The organism is Streptomyces sp. NPDC033966, assembly GCF_055575955.1.
The window spans coordinates 354,320-375,917 of the sequence record NZ_JBVIRQ010000008.1; the positions used below are offsets into that span (position 1 = coordinate 354,320).

Annotated in this window: 23 protein-coding genes; 4 read left to right on the plus strand and 19 right to left on the minus strand. The window is 70.5% G+C overall.

Annotation, left to right across the window (positions count from 1 at the left end):
- Positions 1 to 28 precede the first annotated feature (28 nt).
- The 11 genes from ACZ518_RS24410 to ACZ518_RS24460 all read right to left on the minus strand — a co-directional run bounded on the left by ACZ518_RS24410 (position 29) and on the right by ACZ518_RS24460 (position 9,373).
- Positions 29 to 916 carry a diacylglycerol kinase gene (locus ACZ518_RS24410; RefSeq protein WP_469115110.1) on the minus strand — a complete coding sequence of 296 codons (888 nt, stop codon included), beginning with the start codon at positions 914 to 916 and terminating at the stop codon, positions 29 to 31.
- A gap of 17 nt (positions 917 to 933) precedes the next feature.
- A complete protein-coding gene (gene tatC / locus ACZ518_RS24415) occupies positions 934 to 1,899 on the minus strand; it encodes a twin-arginine translocase subunit TatC (RefSeq protein WP_469115111.1) in 966 nt (321 codons plus the stop codon).
- 54 nt (positions 1,900 to 1,953) lie between these two features.
- Positions 1,954 to 2,244 (minus strand): Sec-independent protein translocase subunit TatA, encoded by a 291-nt coding sequence (tatA, locus tag ACZ518_RS24420; RefSeq protein ID WP_469115112.1) that lies wholly within the window; start codon positions 2,242 to 2,244, stop codon positions 1,954 to 1,956.
- A gap of 210 nt (positions 2,245 to 2,454) precedes the next feature.
- Positions 2,455 to 2,655: a hypothetical protein gene (locus tag ACZ518_RS24425; protein ID WP_362472120.1), complete on the minus strand. Its 201-nt coding sequence runs from the start codon at positions 2,653 to 2,655 to the stop codon at positions 2,455 to 2,457.
- Between the two features lie 23 nt (positions 2,656 to 2,678).
- Positions 2,679 to 2,912, minus strand: a complete 234-nt coding sequence (locus tag ACZ518_RS24430; protein ID WP_007263172.1) for a CpXC domain-containing protein — start codon at positions 2,910 to 2,912, stop codon at positions 2,679 to 2,681.
- Between the two features lie 15 nt (positions 2,913 to 2,927).
- Positions 2,928 to 3,896: a helix-turn-helix transcriptional regulator gene (locus ACZ518_RS24435; RefSeq protein ID WP_469115113.1), complete on the minus strand. Its 969-nt coding sequence runs from the start codon at positions 3,894 to 3,896 to the stop codon at positions 2,928 to 2,930.
- A 168-nt stretch (positions 3,897 to 4,064) separates the two neighbouring features.
- Positions 4,065 to 5,021, minus strand: a complete 957-nt coding sequence (locus tag ACZ518_RS24440) for a helix-turn-helix transcriptional regulator (protein WP_469115114.1) — start codon at positions 5,019 to 5,021, stop codon at positions 4,065 to 4,067.
- A gap of 126 nt (positions 5,022 to 5,147) precedes the next feature.
- Positions 5,148 to 5,522 (minus strand): FKBP-type peptidyl-prolyl cis-trans isomerase, encoded by a 375-nt coding sequence (locus ACZ518_RS24445; RefSeq protein WP_469115115.1) that lies wholly within the window; start codon positions 5,520 to 5,522, stop codon positions 5,148 to 5,150.
- A gap of 46 nt (positions 5,523 to 5,568) precedes the next feature.
- Positions 5,569 to 6,573 (minus strand): FKBP-type peptidyl-prolyl cis-trans isomerase, encoded by a 1,005-nt coding sequence (locus tag ACZ518_RS24450; RefSeq protein ID WP_469115116.1) that lies wholly within the window; start codon positions 6,571 to 6,573, stop codon positions 5,569 to 5,571.
- Between the two features lie 129 nt (positions 6,574 to 6,702).
- Positions 6,703 to 8,064, minus strand: coding sequence for a Pup--protein ligase (gene pafA / locus ACZ518_RS24455; protein WP_469115117.1), 1,362 nt, complete (start codon positions 8,062 to 8,064; stop codon positions 6,703 to 6,705).
- Positions 8,065 to 8,122: 58 nt separating this feature from the next.
- On the minus strand, positions 8,123 to 9,373 hold the full coding sequence (locus ACZ518_RS24460; protein ID WP_469115118.1) for an MFS transporter: 1,251 nt from the start codon (positions 9,371 to 9,373) through the stop codon (positions 8,123 to 8,125).
- A 137-nt stretch (positions 9,374 to 9,510) separates the two neighbouring features.
- Between ACZ518_RS24460 and ACZ518_RS24465 the strand changes: the two genes are divergently transcribed.
- Positions 9,511 to 10,509 (plus strand): LacI family DNA-binding transcriptional regulator, encoded by a 999-nt coding sequence (locus ACZ518_RS24465; protein ID WP_469115119.1) that lies wholly within the window; start codon positions 9,511 to 9,513, stop codon positions 10,507 to 10,509.
- A gap of 71 nt (positions 10,510 to 10,580) precedes the next feature.
- Here the strand turns inward: ACZ518_RS24465 and prcA are convergent, their stop codons facing one another.
- From prcA to arc, 5 genes are all read right to left on the minus strand, one after another.
- Positions 10,581 to 11,345, minus strand: a complete 765-nt coding sequence (gene prcA / locus ACZ518_RS24470; protein WP_362472096.1) for a proteasome subunit alpha — start codon at positions 11,343 to 11,345, stop codon at positions 10,581 to 10,583.
- A gap of 43 nt (positions 11,346 to 11,388) precedes the next feature.
- Positions 11,389 to 12,228, minus strand: a complete 840-nt coding sequence (gene prcB / locus ACZ518_RS24475; protein WP_469115120.1) for a proteasome subunit beta — start codon at positions 12,226 to 12,228, stop codon at positions 11,389 to 11,391.
- A gap of 156 nt (positions 12,229 to 12,384) precedes the next feature.
- On the minus strand, positions 12,385 to 12,597 hold the full coding sequence (locus tag ACZ518_RS24480; RefSeq protein WP_469115121.1) for a ubiquitin-like protein Pup: 213 nt from the start codon (positions 12,595 to 12,597) through the stop codon (positions 12,385 to 12,387).
- A 174-nt stretch (positions 12,598 to 12,771) separates the two neighbouring features.
- Positions 12,772 to 14,283 carry a depupylase/deamidase Dop gene (gene dop, locus ACZ518_RS24485; protein WP_469115122.1) on the minus strand — a complete coding sequence of 504 codons (1,512 nt, stop codon included), beginning with the start codon at positions 14,281 to 14,283 and terminating at the stop codon, positions 12,772 to 12,774.
- 284 nt (positions 14,284 to 14,567) lie between these two features.
- Positions 14,568 to 16,334, minus strand: coding sequence for a proteasome ATPase (arc, locus tag ACZ518_RS24490; protein WP_469115123.1), 1,767 nt, complete (start codon positions 16,332 to 16,334; stop codon positions 14,568 to 14,570).
- 264 nt (positions 16,335 to 16,598) lie between these two features.
- Between arc and ACZ518_RS24495 the strand changes: the two genes are divergently transcribed.
- Entirely contained in the window at positions 16,599 to 16,919 is a 321-nt protein-coding gene (locus tag ACZ518_RS24495) for a ferredoxin (protein WP_469115124.1), read from the plus strand.
- 4 nt (positions 16,920 to 16,923) lie between these two features.
- On the opposite strand, the gene ACZ518_RS24500 is transcribed toward ACZ518_RS24495, so the two are convergent.
- The 3 genes from ACZ518_RS24500 to ACZ518_RS24510 form a co-directional block, all read right to left on the minus strand.
- Complete coding sequence (locus tag ACZ518_RS24500) at positions 16,924 to 17,499, minus strand: hypothetical protein (protein ID WP_469115125.1); 576 nt, start codon at positions 17,497 to 17,499, stop codon at positions 16,924 to 16,926.
- 206 nt (positions 17,500 to 17,705) lie between these two features.
- Positions 17,706 to 18,602 carry a tRNA (adenine-N1)-methyltransferase gene (locus ACZ518_RS24505; protein ID WP_007263187.1) on the minus strand — a complete coding sequence of 299 codons (897 nt, stop codon included), beginning with the start codon at positions 18,600 to 18,602 and terminating at the stop codon, positions 17,706 to 17,708.
- Positions 18,603 to 18,620: 18 nt separating this feature from the next.
- Positions 18,621 to 19,754, minus strand: a complete 1,134-nt coding sequence (locus ACZ518_RS24510; protein WP_469115144.1) for a site-2 protease family protein — start codon at positions 19,752 to 19,754, stop codon at positions 18,621 to 18,623.
- Between the two features lie 223 nt (positions 19,755 to 19,977).
- Here ACZ518_RS24510 and ACZ518_RS24515 point away from each other — a divergent pair, with 223 nt between their 5' ends.
- Both ACZ518_RS24515 and ACZ518_RS24520 read left to right on the plus strand, forming a co-directional pair.
- The gene (locus ACZ518_RS24515) at positions 19,978 to 20,862 is read left to right on the plus strand and encodes a RecB family exonuclease (RefSeq protein WP_469115126.1); all 885 of its coding nucleotides are present in this window, start codon (positions 19,978 to 19,980) and stop codon (positions 20,860 to 20,862) included.
- Between the two features lie 63 nt (positions 20,863 to 20,925).
- Entirely contained in the window at positions 20,926 to 21,597 is a 672-nt protein-coding gene (locus tag ACZ518_RS24520; protein ID WP_469115127.1) for a response regulator, read from the plus strand.
- Position 21,598 lies beyond the last annotated feature (1 nt).

Sequence of the window (21,598 nt, forward strand, 5' to 3'; positions counted from 1 at the left end):
CGCCGCCTCTGACAACAGTCGCGATCATTTATGTGAGGAGCCGGACCGCCCCGGGGACGCACTCGGCGGTCACCGGGAGCGGGCCCAGCGGCTCCCCGTCGGCGTAGGCGGTCAGGCCCGGGGCTTCGAGGGTGACCTTGGCGGCGCGGTGGACGGTGACCTTGGGGTGGGACAGGTGCGTCCCCCTGTAGACCTGCGGGAACACCGTGAGCAGGGTGCCGCGTCCGCAGTCGCCGACCACCGTGACGTCGAAGAGGCCGTCGTCGGGAACGGCGTCGGCGCATATGCGCATCCCGCCCCCGTACGAGGAGCCGTTCCCCACGGCGACGAGGGTGGCCTCCGTCTCGATGACCGGGCCGTCGTCGAGGGTGATCCGGTACGGGAAGGGCCGGAAGGCGGCCAGCTCCAGGGCGATGGCCAGGTCGTACTTGAAGCGGCCCAGCGGGAGCCGGAGCCGGTTGCCGCGGTCGTTGACCCGCGAGTCGAAGCCGGAGCACAGCACGGTCCCGTACCAGGCGCCGGCCGCCCGGCCGAGGTCGATCTCCCGGATCCGGCTCTCCTTGAGGGCCTCGGCGGCCAGTCGCCCGGCGCCGGCGGGGTCGCGCACGGGCAGCCCGAGCGAGCGGGCGAAGTCGTTCCCGGTGCCGACCGCGACCACCCCGAGCGGGACCAGCGTCCCGGCGAGGGCCTGGAGGGCGAGGGAGACCATCCCGTCGCCGCCCACCACGACCACCGCTCCGGTGCCCCCGCGGACGGCGGCGCGCAGCCGGGCCAGGGCGTCGGCGGCGTCGGTGCCGACGACGGTCCGTACGGAGAACCCGGCCGCCCGGAGCGCGGAAGCGGCCGGCTGCGCGGCGTGCGCGCCCCGGCCGCGTCCCGCGGTGGGATTGACGAAGAGGGTGATCTCAGCGCTCACCCACCGGAACTTACCTGTCAGGTGGCGTCGTCGTAACCGTTGATCTGGCGGCGTCCGCCGTCGTCCTGCCCGGGCAGGGTGGAGGCGGACGGGGCCGCTTCCGCCGCACCGACCGGGGCCGGGGTCAGGTCCAGCTCGGAGGCCTCGTCGTCGTCGAGCCCGGCGTCGGGGTCGTTGCGCTTGCGCCTGCGGTCGTTCAGCAGGCAGATGCCGAGGGCGATGAAGTACAGGGCCACGATCGGGGAGGCCAGCGTCAGCATGGTCACCGGGTCACCGGTGGGCGTCGCGAACGCGGAGAAGACCGTGATGCCGAGCACCATGGCCCGCCACCAGCTGCCCAGCCGCTTGGCGGTGAGGACCCCGGTGAAGTTCAGCAGCACCAGCATCAGCGGCAGCTCGAACGCGAGGCCGAAGACCACGACCATGCGCGTGACCAGGTCGAGGTAGTCGTCGACCGGGAGCAGGTTCTTGACGTGGTCGGGGGTGAAGCCGAGGAGGATCTCCGCCGTCTGCGGCAGGATCTTGTACGCGAGGACCGCGCCGGCGATGAAGAGGGGCGCGCCGACGGCGACGAAGCTCAGCGCGTACTTCTTCTCGTTCTTGTGCAGGCCGGGGGCGGCGAACGCCCACAGCTGGTAGAGCCAGACCGGGGCCGACAGCACGATGCCGGCGGACAGGCCGACCTTCAGCGCGATGGAGAAGGGCGCGGTCAGGCCGTTGGTGGTCATCTCGGCGCAGGGGGCGCCGTTGCGCTGGTGCGTGGCGCCGTTGGTGCAGCCCACCGAGGACAGCATCGGCTCCAGCAGGAAGTCGATGATCGGCCGGTAGAAGTAGGCCGCGACGACCGTGACCACGATGATCGCCAGAACCGACTTCAGCAGCCGGTTCCTCAGCTCACGCAGGTGCTCGACCAGCGGCATCCGCCCTTCGGCGTCCTTCGCCTGCCGGTCCTGTTTCCCCTGCTTGCGGGCAGACTTGAGCAACCCACGTCCCTTGTCTCGTTGCAGATGACTGTCGTGACGGGCGACCGCCGCGCGTCAGCCCTGGGTGGTGCGGTTGGTCTCGTTCACGGGCCGGGCGCTGGTGACGTCACCGGGTGCGGCCTGGATGGTGCGCGGGGCCACGGGCTGCTGCGCGGCCTGGTCGGCGGCGGGAGCGGCGTCGGCGTCGGCCTCGCCGTCCTTCTTCATCGCCTTGGCCTCGCTCTTGAGGATGCGGGCCGACTTGCCGAGCGAGCGGGCCATCTCGGGGAGCTTCTTGGCGCCGAACAGCAGCACGATGACAGCGATGATCAGAAGGATCTCAAGGGGCTTCAGATTGCCGATCATGTGTGTCTTCCTTCTCACCGAAACGGCTGGTTGTGGTGGCCTTGGGCGATACCGGACAAAGATCCGGTACCGCTCTGACATGGATCGTAACCCCCGCGGGTTAACGCCCGGCAATCCCCGGGGGTCTCCGCGATTGCCTGCCGCACCGACGGTACGGGTCCGGCTCCGCGGTTTCCATATCCAGAGGACCACATGCTCGTGACGCCACCGCTACGGAGCCGCCGCCCGCCCGGCCCGGGCGAGGTCGGCGGCGGCCCGTTCCAGGTCGCCCGAGGCCTCGGTGATCCGGCGGCTGGCGAGCGCGACCTGCCCGGACAGCCGCCGCACCTCCAGGAAGACCCGCAGGGCGAGGACGGACAGGACGGCGAGCCCGAGGAATCCCAGGGCGATCGCGAGCATCGGCCACAGCATGCCAAGAGCCTAGCGCCCCGCCCTCACACGCTGCGCAGGGTGCTCACTCCCCCGCCCGTCAGCAGCTCCACGATGCGCTCACCGGCGGGTTTGCGGACGGCCGCCGCGCACTCGGGGCAGGTGAAGGAGTAGAAGGTGGCGCGGCGGCTGCCGCCGATCGCCAGGCGCAGCGCGTCCGCCGCGAGCTCGAAGCGCGCCCGGCACTCGGGACAGGCTGCCTTGAACGTGACCGGTACGAGACCTGCTGATCGCGACATCGCTCCCCGCTCCCTCTAGACCTGTTCCCCGTACCCCGCGAGCGCCTCTCCAGCGGCCTTACGGGCGCTCTCCGCCAGCTCGGGCGGCGACACGATCCGTCCGTCGCGGCCCAGGCGCAGCGCGAGCCGGCGCAGCGAGGCCGGGTCGGGGCTGCGCAGCGTGATCCGCAGCCCGCCGCCGGCCAGCTCCTCGGCGCTGTCGTGCGGGTAGTACTCGGCGACCCAGCGCCCGCCGGGGCCCACCTCGACGACCACCTCGGGGTCCTCGGCGGCCGGCTGCACCAGGCCCTCGGACAGGTCCCGGGGCTCGATGGCGGGCGGCTCGGCCCGCTCGTCGAGGAGGCGGATCTCGGCGACCCGGTCGAGCCGGAAGGTGCGCCGGGCCTCGGAGAGGTGGCACCACCCCTCCAGGTACGTGTGCCCGACCGCGAAGAGCCGGATCGGGTCGACGGTGCGCTCGGTGAGCTCGTCGCGGGCGGGCGAGTAGTAGCGCAGCCAGAGCCGGCGCCGCTCGGAGATGGCCCGGTCGACGTCGGCGAAGACCCCGCCCTCGGACTCGAAGGTCACCGACAGCCGGGAGCTGGCGCCGGCCGCCTCGCCGGCGGCGGCCTCCAGCTTGGCGGTGGCCCGCAGCAGGGCGTCCCGGTCGCTCTCGCGCAGTCCCGGCAGGGTCGCGACCGCCCGGGCGGCGACCAGCAGGGAGGTGGCCTCGTCGGCGGCGAGCCGCAGCGGCTCGGCGGTGGACTCCCCCGAGGCGTCGGCGTTGTGCCACCAGATGCGGTCGCCGTCGGTGTCGATGTCGAGCAGGTCCCCGCCGCGGAAGCTGGTGCCGCACATGGGCAGCACGTCGAGGTCCGAGATCAGCTCGTCCTCGGTGATCCCGAAGGCGCGGGCGACGTCCGCGACGTGCGCGCCCGGGCGCTCGCGCAGGTAGGTCACCAGGGACAGCATCCGGCGGGTCTGGTCGATGGCGTTGGCGGCCATGCTGCTACGTCTCCCCCTCAGGGCGTTGCTGCTGTTGTTGTTCGGGTCGGGCCGTGTCTTCCTGATCCAGAAGACACGGCCCGGGGGGTGTCTGGTGGATCAGGGTCGGACAGCAAGGCGCGGTGCCAGACGACCCGGGCTGTCCGGCCCTGATCCACCAGACACCCCCTAGCCCCGGGCGACGGCGCGCAGCCGGTCCACCACGTCGGCCCGCAGGTCGGCCGGCCCCACCACGACGACGTCCGGGCCGAACTCCACGAGCCAGGCGTCCAGCCCGTGCCCGTAGGGGATCTCCAGCTCGTCCCAGCCGGCGCCGGCCTCGCGCACGGCGGTGGCCTTGGCCCGCAGCGGGTAGCCCGCCCCGGAGCGCAGCCGGATCAGCGCCGAACGCTCGGCGCCCTCGCCGGCCCAGGCCGCCACGGTCTCGCGCACGGTCACCACGTCCGGTACGTCGGCGGTGTACTTGCCGGCCCGGGAGCGGACCTTGCCGGTGATCCGGGAGAGCCGGAAGACCCGCTCCGCCCCGCGGTCGCGGTCGTAGCCGGCCAGGTACCAGTGGCCCCGCCAGCACTCCAGGGCCCACGGCTCCACCTGGCGGGGCTCGGGCCGGGCCGCGTTGGACTTGCGGTACTCGAAGACCACCGGCCGCCGGTCGCGGCAGGCCAGCATCAGGGGCTCGAAGGCCGCCTCGTGGACGGGGATCCGCGGCTCGATGGCGCTGTGCTGGCCCTCGTACGGATCGCCGGCCTCCGGCATCCCGCCGGCGCGGAGCTTCTGCAGCGCGCCGCTGGCCGCGCCCGCCAGGCGGGCCTGCTGCCAGACCTTGGCCGCCAGCCCGAGGGCGGCGGCCTCCTCGGCGTCGAGGGAGACGGGCGGCAGCCGGTTGCTGTCCCGGCGGGCCAGGTATCCGGTCTCGCCCTCCAGGTTCTCCACGGTCTCGATCACCAGACCGAGTTCACGCAGATCGTCCTTGTCGCGCTCGAACATCCGGTTGAAGGACTCGTCGTTCCCTGCTTCGAGGTAGGCCTCGATGGAACCGCGCAGCTCACGCTTGCTGAGGGGACGGCGCGTCCCCAGCAGGCACAGCGCCAGGTTCATCAGCCGCTCGGCCTTGGCGATCGCCATCGAAGCCCTTCCCCCCACTCTTCGGCACACACTCGTGACCGTTGACCGTACCGCCCCCGTGGTCCCCGGCAAAAGCGAGGGCCCCCGCCTCACGGCGGGGGCCCTCGGTGATCACAGCGGGTGAGATCAGACGCCCATCAGGTCGCAGACGAAGATCAGCGTCTCGCCCGGCTTGATGGCACCGCCGGCGCCGCGGTCGCCGTAGGCGAGGTGGGCCGGGATCGTCAGCTTGCGACGGCCGCCGACCTTCATGCCCTGGACGCCCTGGTCCCAGCCCGGGATGACCTGGCCGATACCCAGGATGAACTGCAGCGGAGCGCCGCGGTTCCAGGAGGCGTCGAACTCCTCACCGGAGGAGAAGGCCACGCCCACGTAGTGGACGGAGACCTTGTTGCCGGCCTCGGCCACCGGGCCGTCGCCCTCCCAGATGTCCTCGATGACCAGGTCGGTCGGGACCGGGCCCTCGGGGAAGTCGATCTCGGGCTTCTCGAGCTCGCGCACGGAACTGCTCCTCATACGTACGAAACGATGTACAACCGGAACAGTCTTACACTGCTCCGACGATGTCCACGACGAAGACCAGCGTGGAGTTGGCCGGCAGGTCCTCCCCCTTGGCCTGGTCCTTGTACGCCTGCTCCGGCGGGATCACCAGCAGCACGCGGCTGCCGACCTTCTTGCCCACCAGGCCCTTGTCCCAGCCCTCGATGACCTGGCCCTCGCCGATCTTCGTCGAGAACGGCTGACCGGTCTTCCAGGAGGTGTCGAAGAGCTTGGCCGCGTCCTTGCCCTGGTTCGGGGCCCACGCCGCACCGCTGTACTGCATGTAGACGGTCTGGCCCTTCTTGACCTCCGCGCCCTTGCCCTCGATCAGGACCTTGTCGACGAGCTCCTTCGGCGGGTCGTTCTTCGGGACCGTGATCGTGGCGGCCTTGTCCTCGTCGGCCTTCACCTGCGGGAGGTCGGACGGGATCGGCGCCTGGGTGCCCTCGGCCTTCTTCGGCAGCACGGAGTCCACGTCGAGGACGAACACCAGGTTGTCCTTCGGGCCGACGCCCAGCTGCGGCTGGCCCTGGTCACCGAACGCGGCCGCCGGCGGGGCGACGACCAGCAGACGGCTGCCGACCTTCTTGCCCAGCACCGCGTCACTGAACAGCGGCAGGATCTGCGGCGAACCCGCCGGGACGACCAGCGGCTGACCGTCCGGGTCGTACGAGCCGGACAGCTCCTTGCCGCTCTTCCAGACCTTGCCCGTGTACTTCGTGACCACGAGATCGTCCTTCTTGATCTCCGGCCCGGTGCCCTCCTTGAGGGTGTTCACCACGAACTTGCCGCTCGGCTCGCCCTTGGGAACGGTGATCTCCGCCTTCTTGCCGGCCTCACCGGCGACCGTCGGCATCGGGTCGGCCGACGCCACCGCCTTCGGCACCTCGGTCTTGCCGGCACTGGCCGACGGGGACGCCGAGGACTCCTTCTTCGAGTCGTCGCCCCCTCCGCAGGCCGCGGTGAGCATCAGAGCCGGCACGATGAGCGCGGCAGCAAGTCGGCGTCGCACAGTGGTCCTCAGGGTCGCTGGAATGGTCCGTCGTAGCGGCCCACTCTACGGGCTGACCCTTCCGCGACAAGGCGGTGGCGTGCGGGAACCCCGTACGCCACCGCGCACGGGGTCCCTTGGCGCACCGCGTCACATTCCGGCGATGAGCTTCTCCACCCGGTCGTCCACCGACCGGAACGGGTCCTTGCACAGCACGGTGCGCTGCGCCTGGTCGTTGAGCTTCAGGTGCACCCAGTCGACAGTGAAGTCCCGCCTCTGCTCCTGCGCGCGGCGGATGAAGTCACCGCGCAGCCTGGCCCGGGTGGTCTGCGGGGGCACCGACTTGCCCTCGAAGATCTTCAGGTCGTTGCACACCCGGGCCGCCTGCCCCTTGCGCTCCAGCAGGTAGTACAGGCCCCGGCGGCGGTGGATGTCGTGGTACGCGAGGTCTATCTGGGCGACCCGCGGATTGGACATCGTCATGTTGTGCTTGGCCCGGTACCGCTCGATCAGCTGGTACTTCATCACCCAGTCGATCTCGGTGCCGATCCGGTCCAGTTCCTGCGCCTCGACGGCCTCCAGGGTGCGGCCCCACAGCTCCAGGACCTGTGCCACCACCCCGGTGTTGATGCCCCGCCGGTCGGCGAAGTCGAGGGCCTTGTCGAAGTACTCCCGCTGGATCTCCAGCGCCGAGGCCTCCCGGCCGCTGGCCAGGCGCACCTTGCGCTGGCCCGTGATGTCGTGGCTGACCTCCCGGATCGCCCGGATCGGGTTCTCCAGGGTCAGGTCCCGCATCACCGTCCCCGCCTCGATCATGCGCAGCACGAGGTCGGTGGCGCCCACCTTGAGCAGCATCGTCGTCTCGGACATGTTCGAGTCGCCGACGATGACGTGCAGCCTGCGGTAGCGCTCCGCGTCGGCGTGCGGCTCGTCGCGGGTGTTGATGATCGGCCGGGAGCGGGTGGTGGCGGAGCTGACACCCTCCCAGATGTGCTCGGCCCGCTGGCTGACGCAGTAGACCGCGCCCCTGGGCGTCTGCAGCACCTTGCCCGCGCCGCAGATCAGCTGGCGCGTGACGAGGAACGGAATCAGGATGTCCGCGAGGCGGGAGAATTCTCCGTGCCGGGCCACGAGATAGTTCTCATGACAGCCGTACGAATTGCCCGCCGAGTCGGTGTTGTTCTTGAAGAGGTAGACGTCGCCCGCGATTCCCTCCTCGTGCAGGCGGCGTTCGGCGTCGACGAGCAGGCCTTCGAGAATGCGCTCGCCAGCCTTGTCGTGAGTGACCAGTTCGGTCAGGTTGTCGCATTCGGGTGTTGCATATTCCGGATGCGAACCCACGTCGAGGTAGAGGCGGGCGCCGTTCCGCAGGAAGACATTGCTGCTGCGGCCCCATGACACAACACGGCGGAAGAGGTAGCGCGCCACTTCGTCAGGAGACAGTCGGCGCTGTCCCCTGAACGTGCACGTGACGCCGTACTCGTTCTCCAGCCCGAAAATGCGGCGGTCCATGACTGAACATTACGCCTTCTGCACTCTTCTGAAACCGGGTTCGAGAACGGCGTTCAGGTCAGTTTTTGACCAACGGCTCCGCGACGGCCTCCGCCGCACCCTCCGCCGACCCCGCGACCGCCCTGCTGCGGCCCGCTCCGGCCAGCGCCCGCTGAGTCAGCATCAGCACCAGCAGCGCCGCCGCGCCGGCACCGCAGGCCACCGCGAAACCGGCCGCGGTACCCCCCAGTTCCAGCGCCGGACCGGCCGCCGCCGTACCGATGGCCGCACCGACCCCGAAGAACGTCACCAGCCAGGAGAAGGCCTCCGTCACCGTGCCCGCCGGCGCGTGCCGGTCCACCACGATGAACGCGCACGCCAGCGAGGGCGCCAGGAACACGCCCGCCAGCGCCGACAGCGCCGTCATCGCCACCGGGCCCACGTCCAGCATCAGCGGCAGGTAACAGACCGCCAGCAGCGCCACCAGCAGCCGCAGCCGCCGCTCCGGCGCCCCCGCCCACTGCCGCGCGCCGTAGAAGACGCCGCCGACCAGCGCGCCCAGACCCAGCGCCGCCATCAGCCAGCCGTAGACCGCCTGCCCGCCGTGGTCGTCCGCGTACGCCACCGCGGCCACCGCGATCGAGCCCAGCGCCATGCCGACGAAGAAGAACGCGCCCAGCAGCGCCAGCAGCCCGCGCGAGCGCAGCGCGCCCAGCCAGTGCGCCTCGCGCGGCGCGGAACGCCAGGTCCGCGAGGGCTCCGAGACCACCACCGACAGCACGCCCAGCACACCGACACCGTTCAGCACCAGCAGCGCCACCGCCGGGGACCACAGCGCCACGCACAGGGTCACCAGCAGCGGCCCGACCGTGTACATGACCTCCTGGGCCACCGCGTCCATGGCGTACGCCGCGTGCACCCGCTCCTCGCGGCCGCCGAGCACTCCCGGCCACAGTGCGCGCAGACCGCCCTCCAGCGGCGGGGTGAACAGGCCGGCGAGCACCATCGCCGCGTACGCGGCCGCCGCCGAGTCCGTGCCGGCCAGCGCCAGCCAGACCATGCCCGCCGCCGACACCAGCGCCGCGGGCAGCTGCACGCGCGGCTGCCCGTACAGGTCCACCGCCCGGCCCAGCAGCGGCTGGCCCACGGCGTTGGCGAGCCCGTACACGGCCGCCAGCGCGCCCGCCAGGCTGTAGCTGCCGCCCTGGTCCCGGACGAAGAGGACGATCGCGATCGCCGCCGTGCCGTTCGGCAGCCGGCCTATCAGCGTGCCCACCAGCAGCCTCGCGGCGTACCTGGTCCTGAGCAGCTCCGCGTAACCCGCGGCCATGACCGCCCCCTTCTGCCCGGATCCGCGCCCGGGGTAATACGTATAACGAGACACGTCATACGTACCATGGCGGCAGACCCGGGGTCCACCCGGCGGACCGCCGGCACCCGCCCCACCTCGCATTTCAGGAGCTACCTGTGACGAGACCCACCAGCCGCGACGTCGCCACCGCCGCCGGGGTCTCCCAGGCCACCGTCTCCCTCGTCCTGGGCGACAAATGGCGCGGCCGCGTCTCCGAACGCACCGCCGGGCTCGTCCGCGAGGCCGCCGCCGCCCTCGGCTACCGCCCCAACCTCGCCGCCCGCAACCTCCGCCTCGGCAGCACCCGCACCGCCCTCCTCGTCGTGCCCGCCCTCACCAACGAGTTCTTCGCCCGCGTCTACACCGGCGCCGCCCGCGTCGCCGCAGAACACGGCTTCGGCGTCGTCCTCTACCCCTCCCCCGAAGGCACCGGCCCCGCCCGCGACCCCTTCGCCTCCGCCCGCGCCGCCCTCGACGGCGTCATCGCCTCCTCCATGGCCACCGACGCCCTCGACGCGCTCGGCGGCGACGGCCTCCCCCTCGTCATGCTCGACAGCGACCCCGCCTCGGGCCGCGCCGCCGCCCACGTCAACCTCGCCATCACCGACGGCATGCGCCAGGTCGCCGAACACCTCCTGGGCCTCGGCCACCGGCGCTTCCTCCACCTCGCCGCCGACGTCGACTCCTGGACCTTCGACATCCGCGCCGAAGCCCTCGCCGCCCTCCTCGGCCCCCACGCCGCCCTGCGCACCGCCCGGGCCGCGCTCACCGTCGACGCCGCCCGCACCGTCGCCGTGACCGCCCTGGCCGACCCCCGGGACCGGCCCACCGCCGTCGTCTGCGACGACGACATCCTCGCCGCCGGCGTCTGCAAGGCCGCCCGGCGCCTGGGCCTGCGCGTCCCCGAGGACCTCTCCGTCACCGGCGTCGACGACCTCGCCCTCGCCACCGCCGTCGAACCCGAGCTCACGACCGTCCGGCTGCCCGCGGAGCGCGTCGGCGAACAGGGGATGACCGCCCTCCTCGCCGTCCTCGACGGCACCCCCTGGACCGCCCCCGAGATCCCCGTCGAACTCACCGTCCGCGACTCCACGGGCCCCGCCCCGGCCCTCTGAGACACCCCTGGACGCGCGAAAGCCCCGGCCCGCCCCCAACCGGGGCGGACCGGGGCCCACGCACCACGGGCCTACTCGGCGTCGTCCTCCGACACCTCGTCGTTCGAGACGGCGTCCGCCTGGGCGGCCGCCGGAACGTCCGCCTCCAGCAGCCGCGCCAGCTGCCGGCCCCGGATCCGCTTGAACTTGCGCTGCTGCGACCGCGTACGGTCCAGCACCGCGACCTCCAGGCGCTCCGCCGGGATGGTCTTGTCCGCGCCGTTCGCCTGGCTCGACAGCGCCTGCACCGCCAGCTTCAGCGCGTCGGGCAGGGTCATCCCGTCCTGGTGGCGCTGGTCGAGGTAGGTGCTGATCTGCTCGGCGTTGCCGCCGACCGCGACCGAGCCGTGCTCGTCCACGATCGAGCCGTCGTGCGGCAGCCGGTAGATCTGGTCCCCGGCGGCCGTCGCGCCGACCTCGGCCACCACCAGCTCCACCTCGTACGGCTTCTCGCCGGCCGAGGAGAAGATGGTGCCGAGCGTCTGCGCGTACACGTTCGCCAGACCGCGCGCCGTCACGTCGTCACGGTCGTAGGTGTATCCGCGCAGATCGGCGTAGCGCACGCCGCCGATCCGCAGGTTCTCGTACTCGTTGTACTTGCCGGCGGCCGCGAAGCCGATCCGGTCGTAGATCTCGCTGAACTTGTGCAGCGCGCGGGACGGGTTCTCGCCGACGAACACGATGCCGTCGGCGTACTGCAGCACGACCAGGCTGCGGCCGCGGGCGATGCCCTTCCGGGCGTATTCCGCCCGGTCGGCCATGGCCTGCTGGGGTGACACATAGAACGGAGTCGACACCGGTTATCCGTCCCTTTCTTCTGGGCGACGAGACGAGGACTGGTCAGAGCAGGGCGGCACGCGGTCCGTCGGGCTCCTCGAGCCGACGGTCCGTCACCTTGCGGGCGAGCGACTGCGACTCGTCCTCGTCCAGCCTGCGGAAGCCCTCGTCGGTGATGACGGTGACGATGGGGTAGATGTGGCGGTACAGGTCCGGCCCGCCGGTCGCCGAGTCGTCGTCGGCGGCGTCGTACAGCGCCTGCACGACCAGCGTGGTGGCCTGCTCCTCCGTCAGGTCGGGGCGGTAGAGCTTCTTCATCGAACCCCGGGCGAAGATCGAACCGGAACCGGTGGCGGCGTAGCCGTGCTCCTCGGAGCGGCCGCCGGTCACGTCGTAGGAGAAGATCCGGCCCTTCTCCTTGGCCTCGTCGTACCCCGCGAAGAGCGGGACCACGGCCAGGCCCTGCATGGCCATGCCCAGGTTGCTCCGGATCATGGTCGAGAGCCGGTTCGCCTTGCCCTCCAGCGACAGCGTCGCCCCTTCGACCTTCTCGAAGTGCTCCAGCTCCAGCTGGAACAGCTTCACCATCTCCACGGCCAGGCCGGCCGTGCCGGCGATGCCGACCGCGGAGTACTCGTCGGCCGGGAACACCTTCTCGATGTCCCGCTGCGCGATCATGTTCCCCATGGTCGCCCGCCGGTCACCGGCGAGCACGACCCCGCCGGGGAAGGTCGCGGCGACGATGGTCGTCCCGTGCGGCGCCTCGACGATCCCCTCGGGCAGCCGCCGGTTCCCCGGCAGCATCTCGGGCGCGTGCGCGCCCAGGAAGTCCATGAAGGACGACGACCCCGGCGTCAGGAAGGCTGCCGGTAGACGCCCTGTGCTACGAGTGTTGGGTTCCACAGGTTTCCTTCCACGTAAGCGGCTGCACGCCGTGTGACGTGGCGCCGATCCTTGTACTGCCCCATGGCTGCGCGGCAGCCGAACAGTGCGCCTCGGACCATACCCGTCTGATGATCACCAAGGCAGTCGGACCTTCGAATCGAAGGCGAAGGAGGTCTACTGGCCACCCTTTTGAACGAAGGAGCGCACGAAGTCCTCCGCATTCTCCTCAAGCACGTCATCGATCTCGTCGAGGACGGAGTCGACGTCGTCGGAGAGCTTCTCCTGCCGCTCCTTGAGGTCGGCGCTCGCCTCGGCGGTCGTCTCCTCGACCTCCTCGGTCGAGCGCGTCGCCTTCTGCTGTCCGCCGCCGGTGTCCTTGGTCGCCATGTCTACCTCACCCCGCTCGGTTCGCACGCTCACATGGAGAGACCCCGGGATTCGGGACCTCTCAAGATCAGACCCTACGTCGGACCCTACAAGGAGGGTCCGGCATTCGTCCCCGTACTTTCACAACGTCCGGGTGCCTTCATGATTCCCGGGCCGGAGGCCTTTCAGGCCACCTCACTGCCCCGAAAGCACCCGGACCAGGTCCTCCGCCGTACGGCAGCGGTCCAGGAGCTCCTTGACGTGGTTGCGGGTCCCCCTGAGGGGTTCCAGGGTGGGGACCCGCTGGAGGGAGTCGCGGCCCGGGAGGTCGAAGATCACCGAGTCCCAGGACGCCGCCGCCACGTCGTCCGCGTACTGCTCCAGGCAGCGGCCGCGGAAGTACGCCCGGGTGTCCTCCGGAGGCTTGCTCTCGGCCCGCTCGACGGCCGGCTCCTCCAGCAGCCGCTTCATCTTCCCGCGGGCGACCAGGCGGTTGTACAGGCCCTTCTCGGGCCGCACGTCCGAGTACTGGAGGTCCACCAGGTGGAGCCTGGCCGCGTCCCAGCCCAGGCCGTCACGGCGCCGGTAGCCCTCCAGGATCTCCCGCTTGGCGATCCAGTCGAGCTCCCCCGCCAGGCTCATCGGGTCGGTCTCCAGCCGGCCCAGTACGTCCTCCCAGCGCCCCAGGACGTCCTTGGTCTGCTCGTCCGCGTCCGTCCCGAAACGCTCGTCCACGTACTTCCTGGCCAGCTCGAAGTACTCCATCTGGAGCTGTACGGCGGTCAGGGTGCGCCCGCTGCGCAGCGTGATGAGGTGCTGGAGGTCCGGGTCGTGCGAGACCTGGTGGAGGGTGCGCACGGGCTGGTCCACGGCGAGGTCGACGTTGATGAAGCCGTCCTCGATCATGGACAGGACGAGCGCGGTCGTGCCCAGCTTGAGGTACGTGGAGATCTCGGAGAGGTTCGCGTCGCCGATGATCACGTGGAGGCGGCGGTACTTCTCGGCGTCCGAGTGGGGCTCGTCGCGGGTGTTGATGATGGGGCGCTTGAGGGTGGTCTCCAGCCCGACCTCGACCTCGAAGTAGTCCGCCCGCTGGCTGATCTGGAAGCCGTGCTCGCGGCCGTCCTGGCCGATGCCGATGCGGCCGGCTCCGGTGACGACCTGGCGGGAGACGAAGAAGGGGGTCAGGTGGCGCACGATGTCCGAGAAGGGGGTCTCCCGCTTCATCAGGTAGTTCTCGTGCGTGCCGTAGGAGGCGCCCTTGTTGTCGGTGTTGTTCTTGTAGAGGTGGATCGGCTGGGCGCCGGGCAGCTGGGCGGCCCGCTCGGCGGCCTCGGCCATGATCCGCTCGCCGGCCTTGTCCCAGAGCACGGCGTCGAGGGGGTTGGTGACCTCGGGCGAGCTGTACTCGGGGTGGGCGTGGTCGACGTAGAGGCGTGCGCCGTTCGTGAGGATGACGTTGGCGAGGCCGATGTCCTCGTCGGTCAGCTGGCTGCTGTCGGCGGCCTCGCGGGCGAGGTCGAAGCCGCGGGCGTCCCGCAGCGGATTCTCCTCCTCGAAATCCCAGCGGGCGCGTCGCGCCCGGTGCATCGCCGCCGCGTAGGCATTGACGATCTGGGACGAGGTGAGCATGGCATTGGCGTTCGGGTGCCCCGGAACGGAGATCCCGTACTCCGTCTCGATCCCCATTACTCGCCGTACGGTCATGCGGCCCTCCTTGCCCGGCGGCGCTCCCGTTCGGGAGCGGCGCTCAAGTACCGCTGGTGCTCCTGTGCGTCGTGTGCGGTGCCCGTCCCCGCACTGCGCGACCGGCGGTACGGAAGAGCCTAGAACCACTCCGCGCTGGTGGGGAGATCATTTCAGTCATTGAATTCGCCTCGTCACCGGCCGAAAAAGGCGGGCGGTAAGGCGGGGGTGGCTGGCGGAAATGCGGGGTGGTAAAGCAGTCGGCCGCGGGTGCCGTGTGAGGCACCCGCGGCCGCCTCGCTCCGTCAGAGGTACTGACCTGTGTTCGCCACCGTGTCGATGGAGCGTCCGGTGTCCGCGCCCTGCTTTCCGGTGACGAGCGTGCGGATGAATACGATCCGCTCGCCCTTCTTTCCGGAGATGCGGGCCCAGTCGTCCGGGTTGGTGGTGTTCGGCAGGTCCTCGTTCTCCTTGAACTCGTCCACGCAGGCCTGGAGGAGGTGGGAGACCCGGAGGCCCTTCTGGTTGTGCTCGAGGAAGGCCTTGATGGCCATCTTCTTGGCCCGGTCCACGATGTTCTGGATCATGGCGCCGGAGTTGAAGTCCTTGAAGTAGAGGACTTCCTTGTCGCCGTTGGCGTACGTGACCTCGAGGAAGCGGTTCTCCTCGGTTTCGGCGTACATCTGCTCGACGACGGTCTGGATCATGCTGTGGACGGCCACCTGGGGCGAGCCCGAGTGTTCGTCGAGGTCGTCCGTGTGGAGCGGGAGGGAGGCCTTGAGGTACTTGGCGAAGATGTCCTTCGCCGCCTCGGCGTCCGGGCGCTCGATCTTGATCTTCACGTCGAGTCGTCCGGGCCGCAGGATGGCCGGGTCGATCATGTCCTCGCGGTTGGAGGCGCCGATGACGATGACGTTCTCCAGGCCTTCCACGCCGTCGATCTCGGCGAGCAGCTGGGGGACGATGGTGTTCTCCACGTCCGAGCTGACTCCGGATCCGCGGGTGCGGAAGAGGGACTCCATCTCGTCGAAGAAGACGATGACGGGGGTGCCCTCGCTCGCCTTCTCCCGCGCACGCTGGAAGACGAGGCGGATGTGCCGCTCGGTCTCGCCGACGTACTTGTTGAGGAGCTCGGGGCCCTTGATGTTCAGGAAGTACGACTTGCCGGCCGCCTGCCCGGTCACTTCCGCGACCTTCTTGGCAAGGGAGTTGGCGACGGCCTTGGCGATGAGCGTCTTGCCGCAGCCGGGCGGGCCGTAGAGCAGGATGCCCTTCGGGGGCCGCAGTTCGTGCTCCTTGAACAGGTCGGGGTAGAGGTACGGGAGCTCGACGGCGTCGCGGATCAGCTCGATCTGGTCGCCCAGGCCGCCGATCTTCTCGTAGTCGATGTCCGGGACCTCTTCGAGGACCAGGTCCTCGACCTCGCTCTTGGGGACGACCTCGTAGACGTAGCCGGAGCGGGGCTCGAGCAGGAGGGCGTCGCCGGGGCGGATGGTGATGTCCAGGAGCGGCTCGGCGAGCCTCACCACCCTCTCCTCGTCGGTGTGCCCGACCACCAGGGCGCGCTCGCCGTCCTCCAGGATCTCCTTGAGGGTGACGATGTCCCCGGCCCGCTCGAACTCCATGGCCTCGACCACGTTGAGCGCTTCGTTGAGCATGACCTCCTGGCCGCGCCGGAGGTCTTCCGGCTCGACGCTGGGGCTCACGTTCACGCGGAGCTTGCGCCCGCCGGTGAAGATGTCGACGGTGCCGTCCTCGTTCGCCTGGAGGAAGACACCGAAGCCGGCCGGCGGCTGCGCGAGCCGGTCGACCTCTTCCTTGAGGGCCACGATCTGGTCGCGGGCCTCACGGAGGGTATTCGCCAGTCGTTCGTTCTGCGCGGAGACGCCTGCCAGATTCGTCTGGAGCTCGACGATCCGCTCTTCGAGAATCCTCGTGTGTCGCGGAGAGTCGGCGAGCTTGCGTCGCAGGACGGCGATTTCCTGCTCGAGATAGGCAACCTGGCCAGCGGGGTCCTCAGACCCTCGCCCGGGCCGGATGCCGCGGTTGATGTCGTCGTCGTGGGCTGCCACGGTCCTCACCTCCTCCAAGGGGAGCTGGACGCTTCCTGACCCTACCTGGGCTGGTGGTGATTGAAACCCCTAGATCACAAAGACGGTAGAGGTGTGTCCGATCTTCACCCTTGCGTACTCCCTCACGCCAGGGAAATACCCACCCTTCAACATCGGAAAGCAGCCGGTTGTAAGGTCGAACCGTTCAACACCCGTCAGGGCTCGCGCGACTTGCCGCGAGTCATGGCCGGGGCGGATCACTCAGAGCAGGAAACGGCAGGAGATATGACCGTGCAGCAGGAGGCCCCGACGGGTGGTTCCGACGGGGCCGGGGAGCCGCTGGAGGTCTGGATCGACCAGGACCTGTGCACCGGGGACGGCATCTGCGTGCAGTACGCCCCGGAGGTGTTCGAGCTGGACATCGATGGTCTGGCGTACGTGAAGAGCGCCGACGACGAGCTGCTGCAGGAGGCGGGGGCGACCACTCCGGTTCCTCTGGTGCTCCTGCAGGACGTGGTCGATTCGGCCAAGGAATGTCCGGGAGACTGCATCCACGTGCGCCGCGTTTCGGACAGCGTCGAGGTGTACGGCCCGGACGCGGAGTGACGGTTCAAACACTTCCGGCGGCCGAGTCCGTCAGCTCCTGGCGGAATTTCCCGCCGGTCCAGCGCCACTTGGCGAGCTGCTTCACGTCGGGCTCGTAGCGCGGCACGGAGGGTGACGAGTAGCCCAGCAGGCGTGCGGTGACGTAGCCGTCGCGCACGGTGAGGTCGGTCACGGCCCGGCGGCGCGCGGCGTCGAGGAGGGTGGCGACGACCCGGGGGGCGGAGCCCTCCCGCGGGTCCTGGGCCAGTACGTAGAGCGCGTGGGGCGGGGTTCCGGAGCCGGCGTCGCAGCGGACGGCCGCCACGGTTTCGGGGCGGCCGTCGCCGTCGAGGTCGCCCTGGGCGGTATCGGTGACGGTGTGCGCGGCGCCCTTGCAGTCCAGCGGGTACGCGGCCGCGTGCGCGTCCGGGGCCGTCGGGCCCGGGGCGGCGTCCGGGCCGGCCGCGGGGGTGGCTCCGATGGCCCGGCCGGGCTGGAGCAGTCCGGCGCCGGCTATGACGGCGGCGACGGCGGTGGCCGTGGCGAACCAGTGGACGGGCCTGGTGCGACGGTGCGCCAGGTCGGTGGGGCTGTGCAGCACGCCGGGTCTCTCCTGTGCGAAGGGTGACGGGGAGCCAGCATCGTGCCACACCTCACACCGGGGTGGAACGGTCGGGTCCGCGGCGGTCCCTCCCCCGGCGCCGCCGCACCCCCGACAACGAAAAGGCGCTGTGGCGCAGTTCCCGGTCCGTCCGGGGAACTGCGCCACAGCGCTTTCGTGTTGGCGGGGCCTGCTCGGTGGAGCGGTTACGCGGAGCGGTCGCTGCCGGGGCCCTCGTAGTCCTCGCCGTAGGCGCCCTTGGAGGGGCGGCGGCGGCGCATGGGGGGCTCCACGCCGTCCGCGAGGCGGCGGGCGGTGACCAGGAAGCCGGTGTGTCCGATCATCCGGTGGTCGGGGCGGACGGCGAGGCCTTCGACGTGCCAGTTGCGGATCATCGATTCCCACGGCTGCGGTTCGGCGTAGCAGCCGAACTCGCGGATGGACTCGACGGTGCGCGAGAGCTGGGTGGTGGTGGCCACGTAGCAGCAGAGGATGCCGCCGGGGACGAGGGCCTTGGAGACGGCCTCCAGGCACTCCCACGGGGCGAGCATGTCGAGGATGACGCGGTCGACGTCGGTGTCGGACAGGTTGTCCTGGAGGTCGCCGACGGTCAGCTGCCACGCGGGGTGCGGGCCGCCGAAGTAGCGCTCGACGTTGGCCGTGGCGATCTCTGCGAAGTCCGCGCGGCGCTCGTAGCTGTGGAGCATGCCCTGGTCGCCGATGGCGCGCAGCAGGAAGCTGCTGAGGGAGCCGGAGCCCACTCCTGCTTCCACGACGCGGGCGCCGGGGAAGATGTCGGCGAAGGCCAGGATCTGGCCCGCGTCCTTGGGGTAGACCACGGCGGCACCGCGGGGCATGGACAGGACATAGTCGGGGAGCAGGGGGCGCAGCGCGAGGTACGCGACGTTCCCCGTGGTACGGACAACACTGCCCTCGGGAGCACCGATCAGCTCGTCGTGCGGGAAGGAACCCTTGTGGGTGTGGAAATTCTTCCCGGCTTCGAGCGTGAACGTGTAGTGGCGGCCCTTGGGGTCGGTGAGCTGAACCTGGTCCCCGACCTCGAAGGGCCCGCGTCGGCGGGCGGCACCGGTCGGTTCGGACATGTGACCAGTGTATTGGCTTCAGGACTGGGGCCGCGCCATGGCCTTCACGAAGGCCTTCTCGACGTCGAGGGTGGACAGGACGCCGTAGATCTCGCCGGTGGCTTCGAGGACGAGGTACTCGGTGGCGGGGGTGGCGCGGAGGTGGTCGAGGAGTTCTTCACCGGTGAGGTCGGCGGAAACCTTCATGCCGTCGGTGAGGTCCTGGGCGAGGGTGCTGACCACGACCCAGGGGCGGCGGTGTTCGGGGACGGAGGCGATGGCGGTCTCGCGGACGATGGCGGTGGGGTCGCCCTGGCCGTCGACGACGACGAGGGCGCGGGCTCCGGCTTCGTTGGCGCGGCGGAGGGCTTCGGAGAGCGGGGTGGCGGTCTGGACGGGGATGGCGCGGCGGGTGAGGGTGCGGGCGCGGAGCTCGGGGAGGTGTTCGCGCAGGCGTGCCATGCGCAGGCTGTTGCCGGCGCCGGTCCAGATGATGGCGGCCAGGATCGCGGCGAGGAGGGCGTCCATGACGGTGTCCATGCCGCCGATTTCCCGGGTGGGGTTGCCGAGGATCCCGGTCTGGGTGAGGAGGGGCAGTCCGATGAGGACGGTGACGGCGAGGGCGCGGCCGACCCAGGCGGCGGCGACGGTGCCGGTCATGGGTTTGCCGGTGATGCCCCAGATGACGGCGCGGAGCATGCGGCCGCCGTCGAGGGGGAGGCCGGGCAGGAGGTTGAAGGCGGCGACCAGGAGGTTGGAGATCATCAGGCCGGCGAGGAGGACGCCGGGGACGGTCGCGGGGTGGACGGCCTTCATGCCGAGGTAGAAGGCTCCGGCGAGGGCGAGGGAGAGGAGGGGGCCGACGAAGGCGAGGACGAATTCGCGGCCGGGGGTCTCGGACTCCTTCTCGATCTCGGAGACTCCGCCGAAGAACTGGAGCTGGATGCGGCGCACGGGGAGCTTGTAGCGGAGCGCGGCGATGGTGTGTGCCAGTTCGTGGACGAGGACGGATGCGTAGAAGGCGACGGCGAAGAAGAGGGAGACGAGGTAGCGGACGGGGCCGAGGTCGGGCAGGACCCGGTCGAGCTGGTCTCCGAAGACCCAGGTGATGAGCGCGGCGACGAGGAACCAGCTGGGCGAGACGTAGACGGGCACGCCGAAGGGGCGGCCCATGAGGATCCCGCCGCCCGGGTCGGAGCGCTTCTTCCTGCGCTCGCCGGTTTCGTCGGTGTCTGCCACGGTCTTCCTTCGTTCGTGCGGTGCTTCCGGCGTGGGCCGCGTCGCGTCGGTGGCGCGGTGCGCTGTTGCGCGGTGTGATGCTCCGATCATGCAGTGCGAGGGGCCCGTAGTCGATGGTATGCGCGTACTGTCCGTCCCGGGTCGTAGGGTTTTACGCATGACGACGACCCCCGGTGCCGGTTCCGCAGATGCTTCTTCGGGTGCTTCCCGGCCGACCTCGCTGTCCCCTTCGCGGGCCGGTGACTTCATGCAGTGTCCGTTGCTGTACCGGTTCCGGGTGATCGACCGGCTTCCGGAGAAGCCGAGTGCGGCGGCGACGCGGGGGACGCTGGTGCACGCGGTGCTGGAGCGGCTCTTCGATCATCCGGCGCAGGAGCGGACGGTGCCGCGGGCGAAGGAGCTGCTGCCGGGGCAGTGGGAGCGGTTGCTGGAGGCGAAGCCGGAGCTGGCGGAGCTGTTCCCGGAGGGGGACGGGGGGGCGGGGCTGGCGCGCTGGCTGTCGGAGGCGGAGGCGCTGGTGGAGCGCTGGTTCACGCTGGAGGACCCGACGCGGCTGGAGCCGGTGGAGCGGGAGTTCTTCGTGGAGACGGAGCTGGAGTCGGGGCTGCGGCTGCGCGGGATCATCGACCGGGTGGACGTGGCGCCGACGGGTGAGGTGCGGATCGTCGACTACAAGACGGGCAAGGCGCCGCGGCCCGAGTACGCGGAGGGCGCGCTGTTCCAGATGAAGTTCTACGCGCTGGTGGTGTGGCGGCTGCGGCAGGTGGTGCCGCGGCGGCTGCAGCTGGTGTACCTGGGCAGTGGGGACGTGCTGACGTACGACCCGGTGACGGCGGACCTGGAGCGGGTGGAGCGGAAGCTGCACGCGCTGTGGGAGGCGATCCGGGAGGCGACGGAGACGGGTGACTGGCGGCCGCGGCCGACGAAGCTGTGCGGCTGGTGTGATCATCAGGCGGTGTGCCCGGAGTTCGGGGGTACTCCCCCGGTGTATCCGCTGGTGGTGCGGCCCAGGGACGGGGCCGATCGCCCGGCCGGTTCCTGATCTGCCGGTCAGGGCAGAATGGGCGGCGTCCGCCGTTGCCGCCCGACGAATACGAGGTACCCCGTGGCGATCCGCGTCCTGCTGGTCGACGACCAGCCACTGCTGCGCACCGGCTTCCGGATGATCCTGGAGGCGGAGGGGGACCTCGTGGTGGTGGGTGAGGCCGGGGACGGCCTGCAGGCGCTGGAGCAGGTGCGGGCGCTACAGCCGGACGTGGTGCTGATGGACATCCGGATGCCGCGGATGGACGGGGTGGAGGCGACCCGGCAGATCACCGGGCCGGACCGGAACGGGCCGGCGAAGGTGCTGGTGCTGACCACGTTCGATCTGGACGAGTACGTGGTGGAGGCGCTGCGGGCGGGGGCGAGCGGCTTCCTGCTGAAGGACGCCCCGGCGAACGAGCTGGTGCAGGCGATCCGGGTGGTCGCGGGGGGTGAGGCGATGCTCGCGCCGAGCATCACTCGGCGGCTGCTGGACAAGTACGCCGGTCATCTGCCGTCGGGTGAGGAGAGCCTGCCGGACACGCTGGGGACGCTGACCGAGCGTGAGGTGGAGGTGCTGAAGCTGGTGGCCCGGGGGCTGTCGAACGCGGAGATCGCGGCGGACCTGTTCGTCAGCGAGACGACGGTGAAGACGCACGTGGGGCACGTGCTGACGAAGCTGGGCCTGCGCGACCGGGTGCAGGCGGCGGTGTACGCGTACGAGAGCGGCCTGGTGCGTCCGGGCGCGCAGTAGC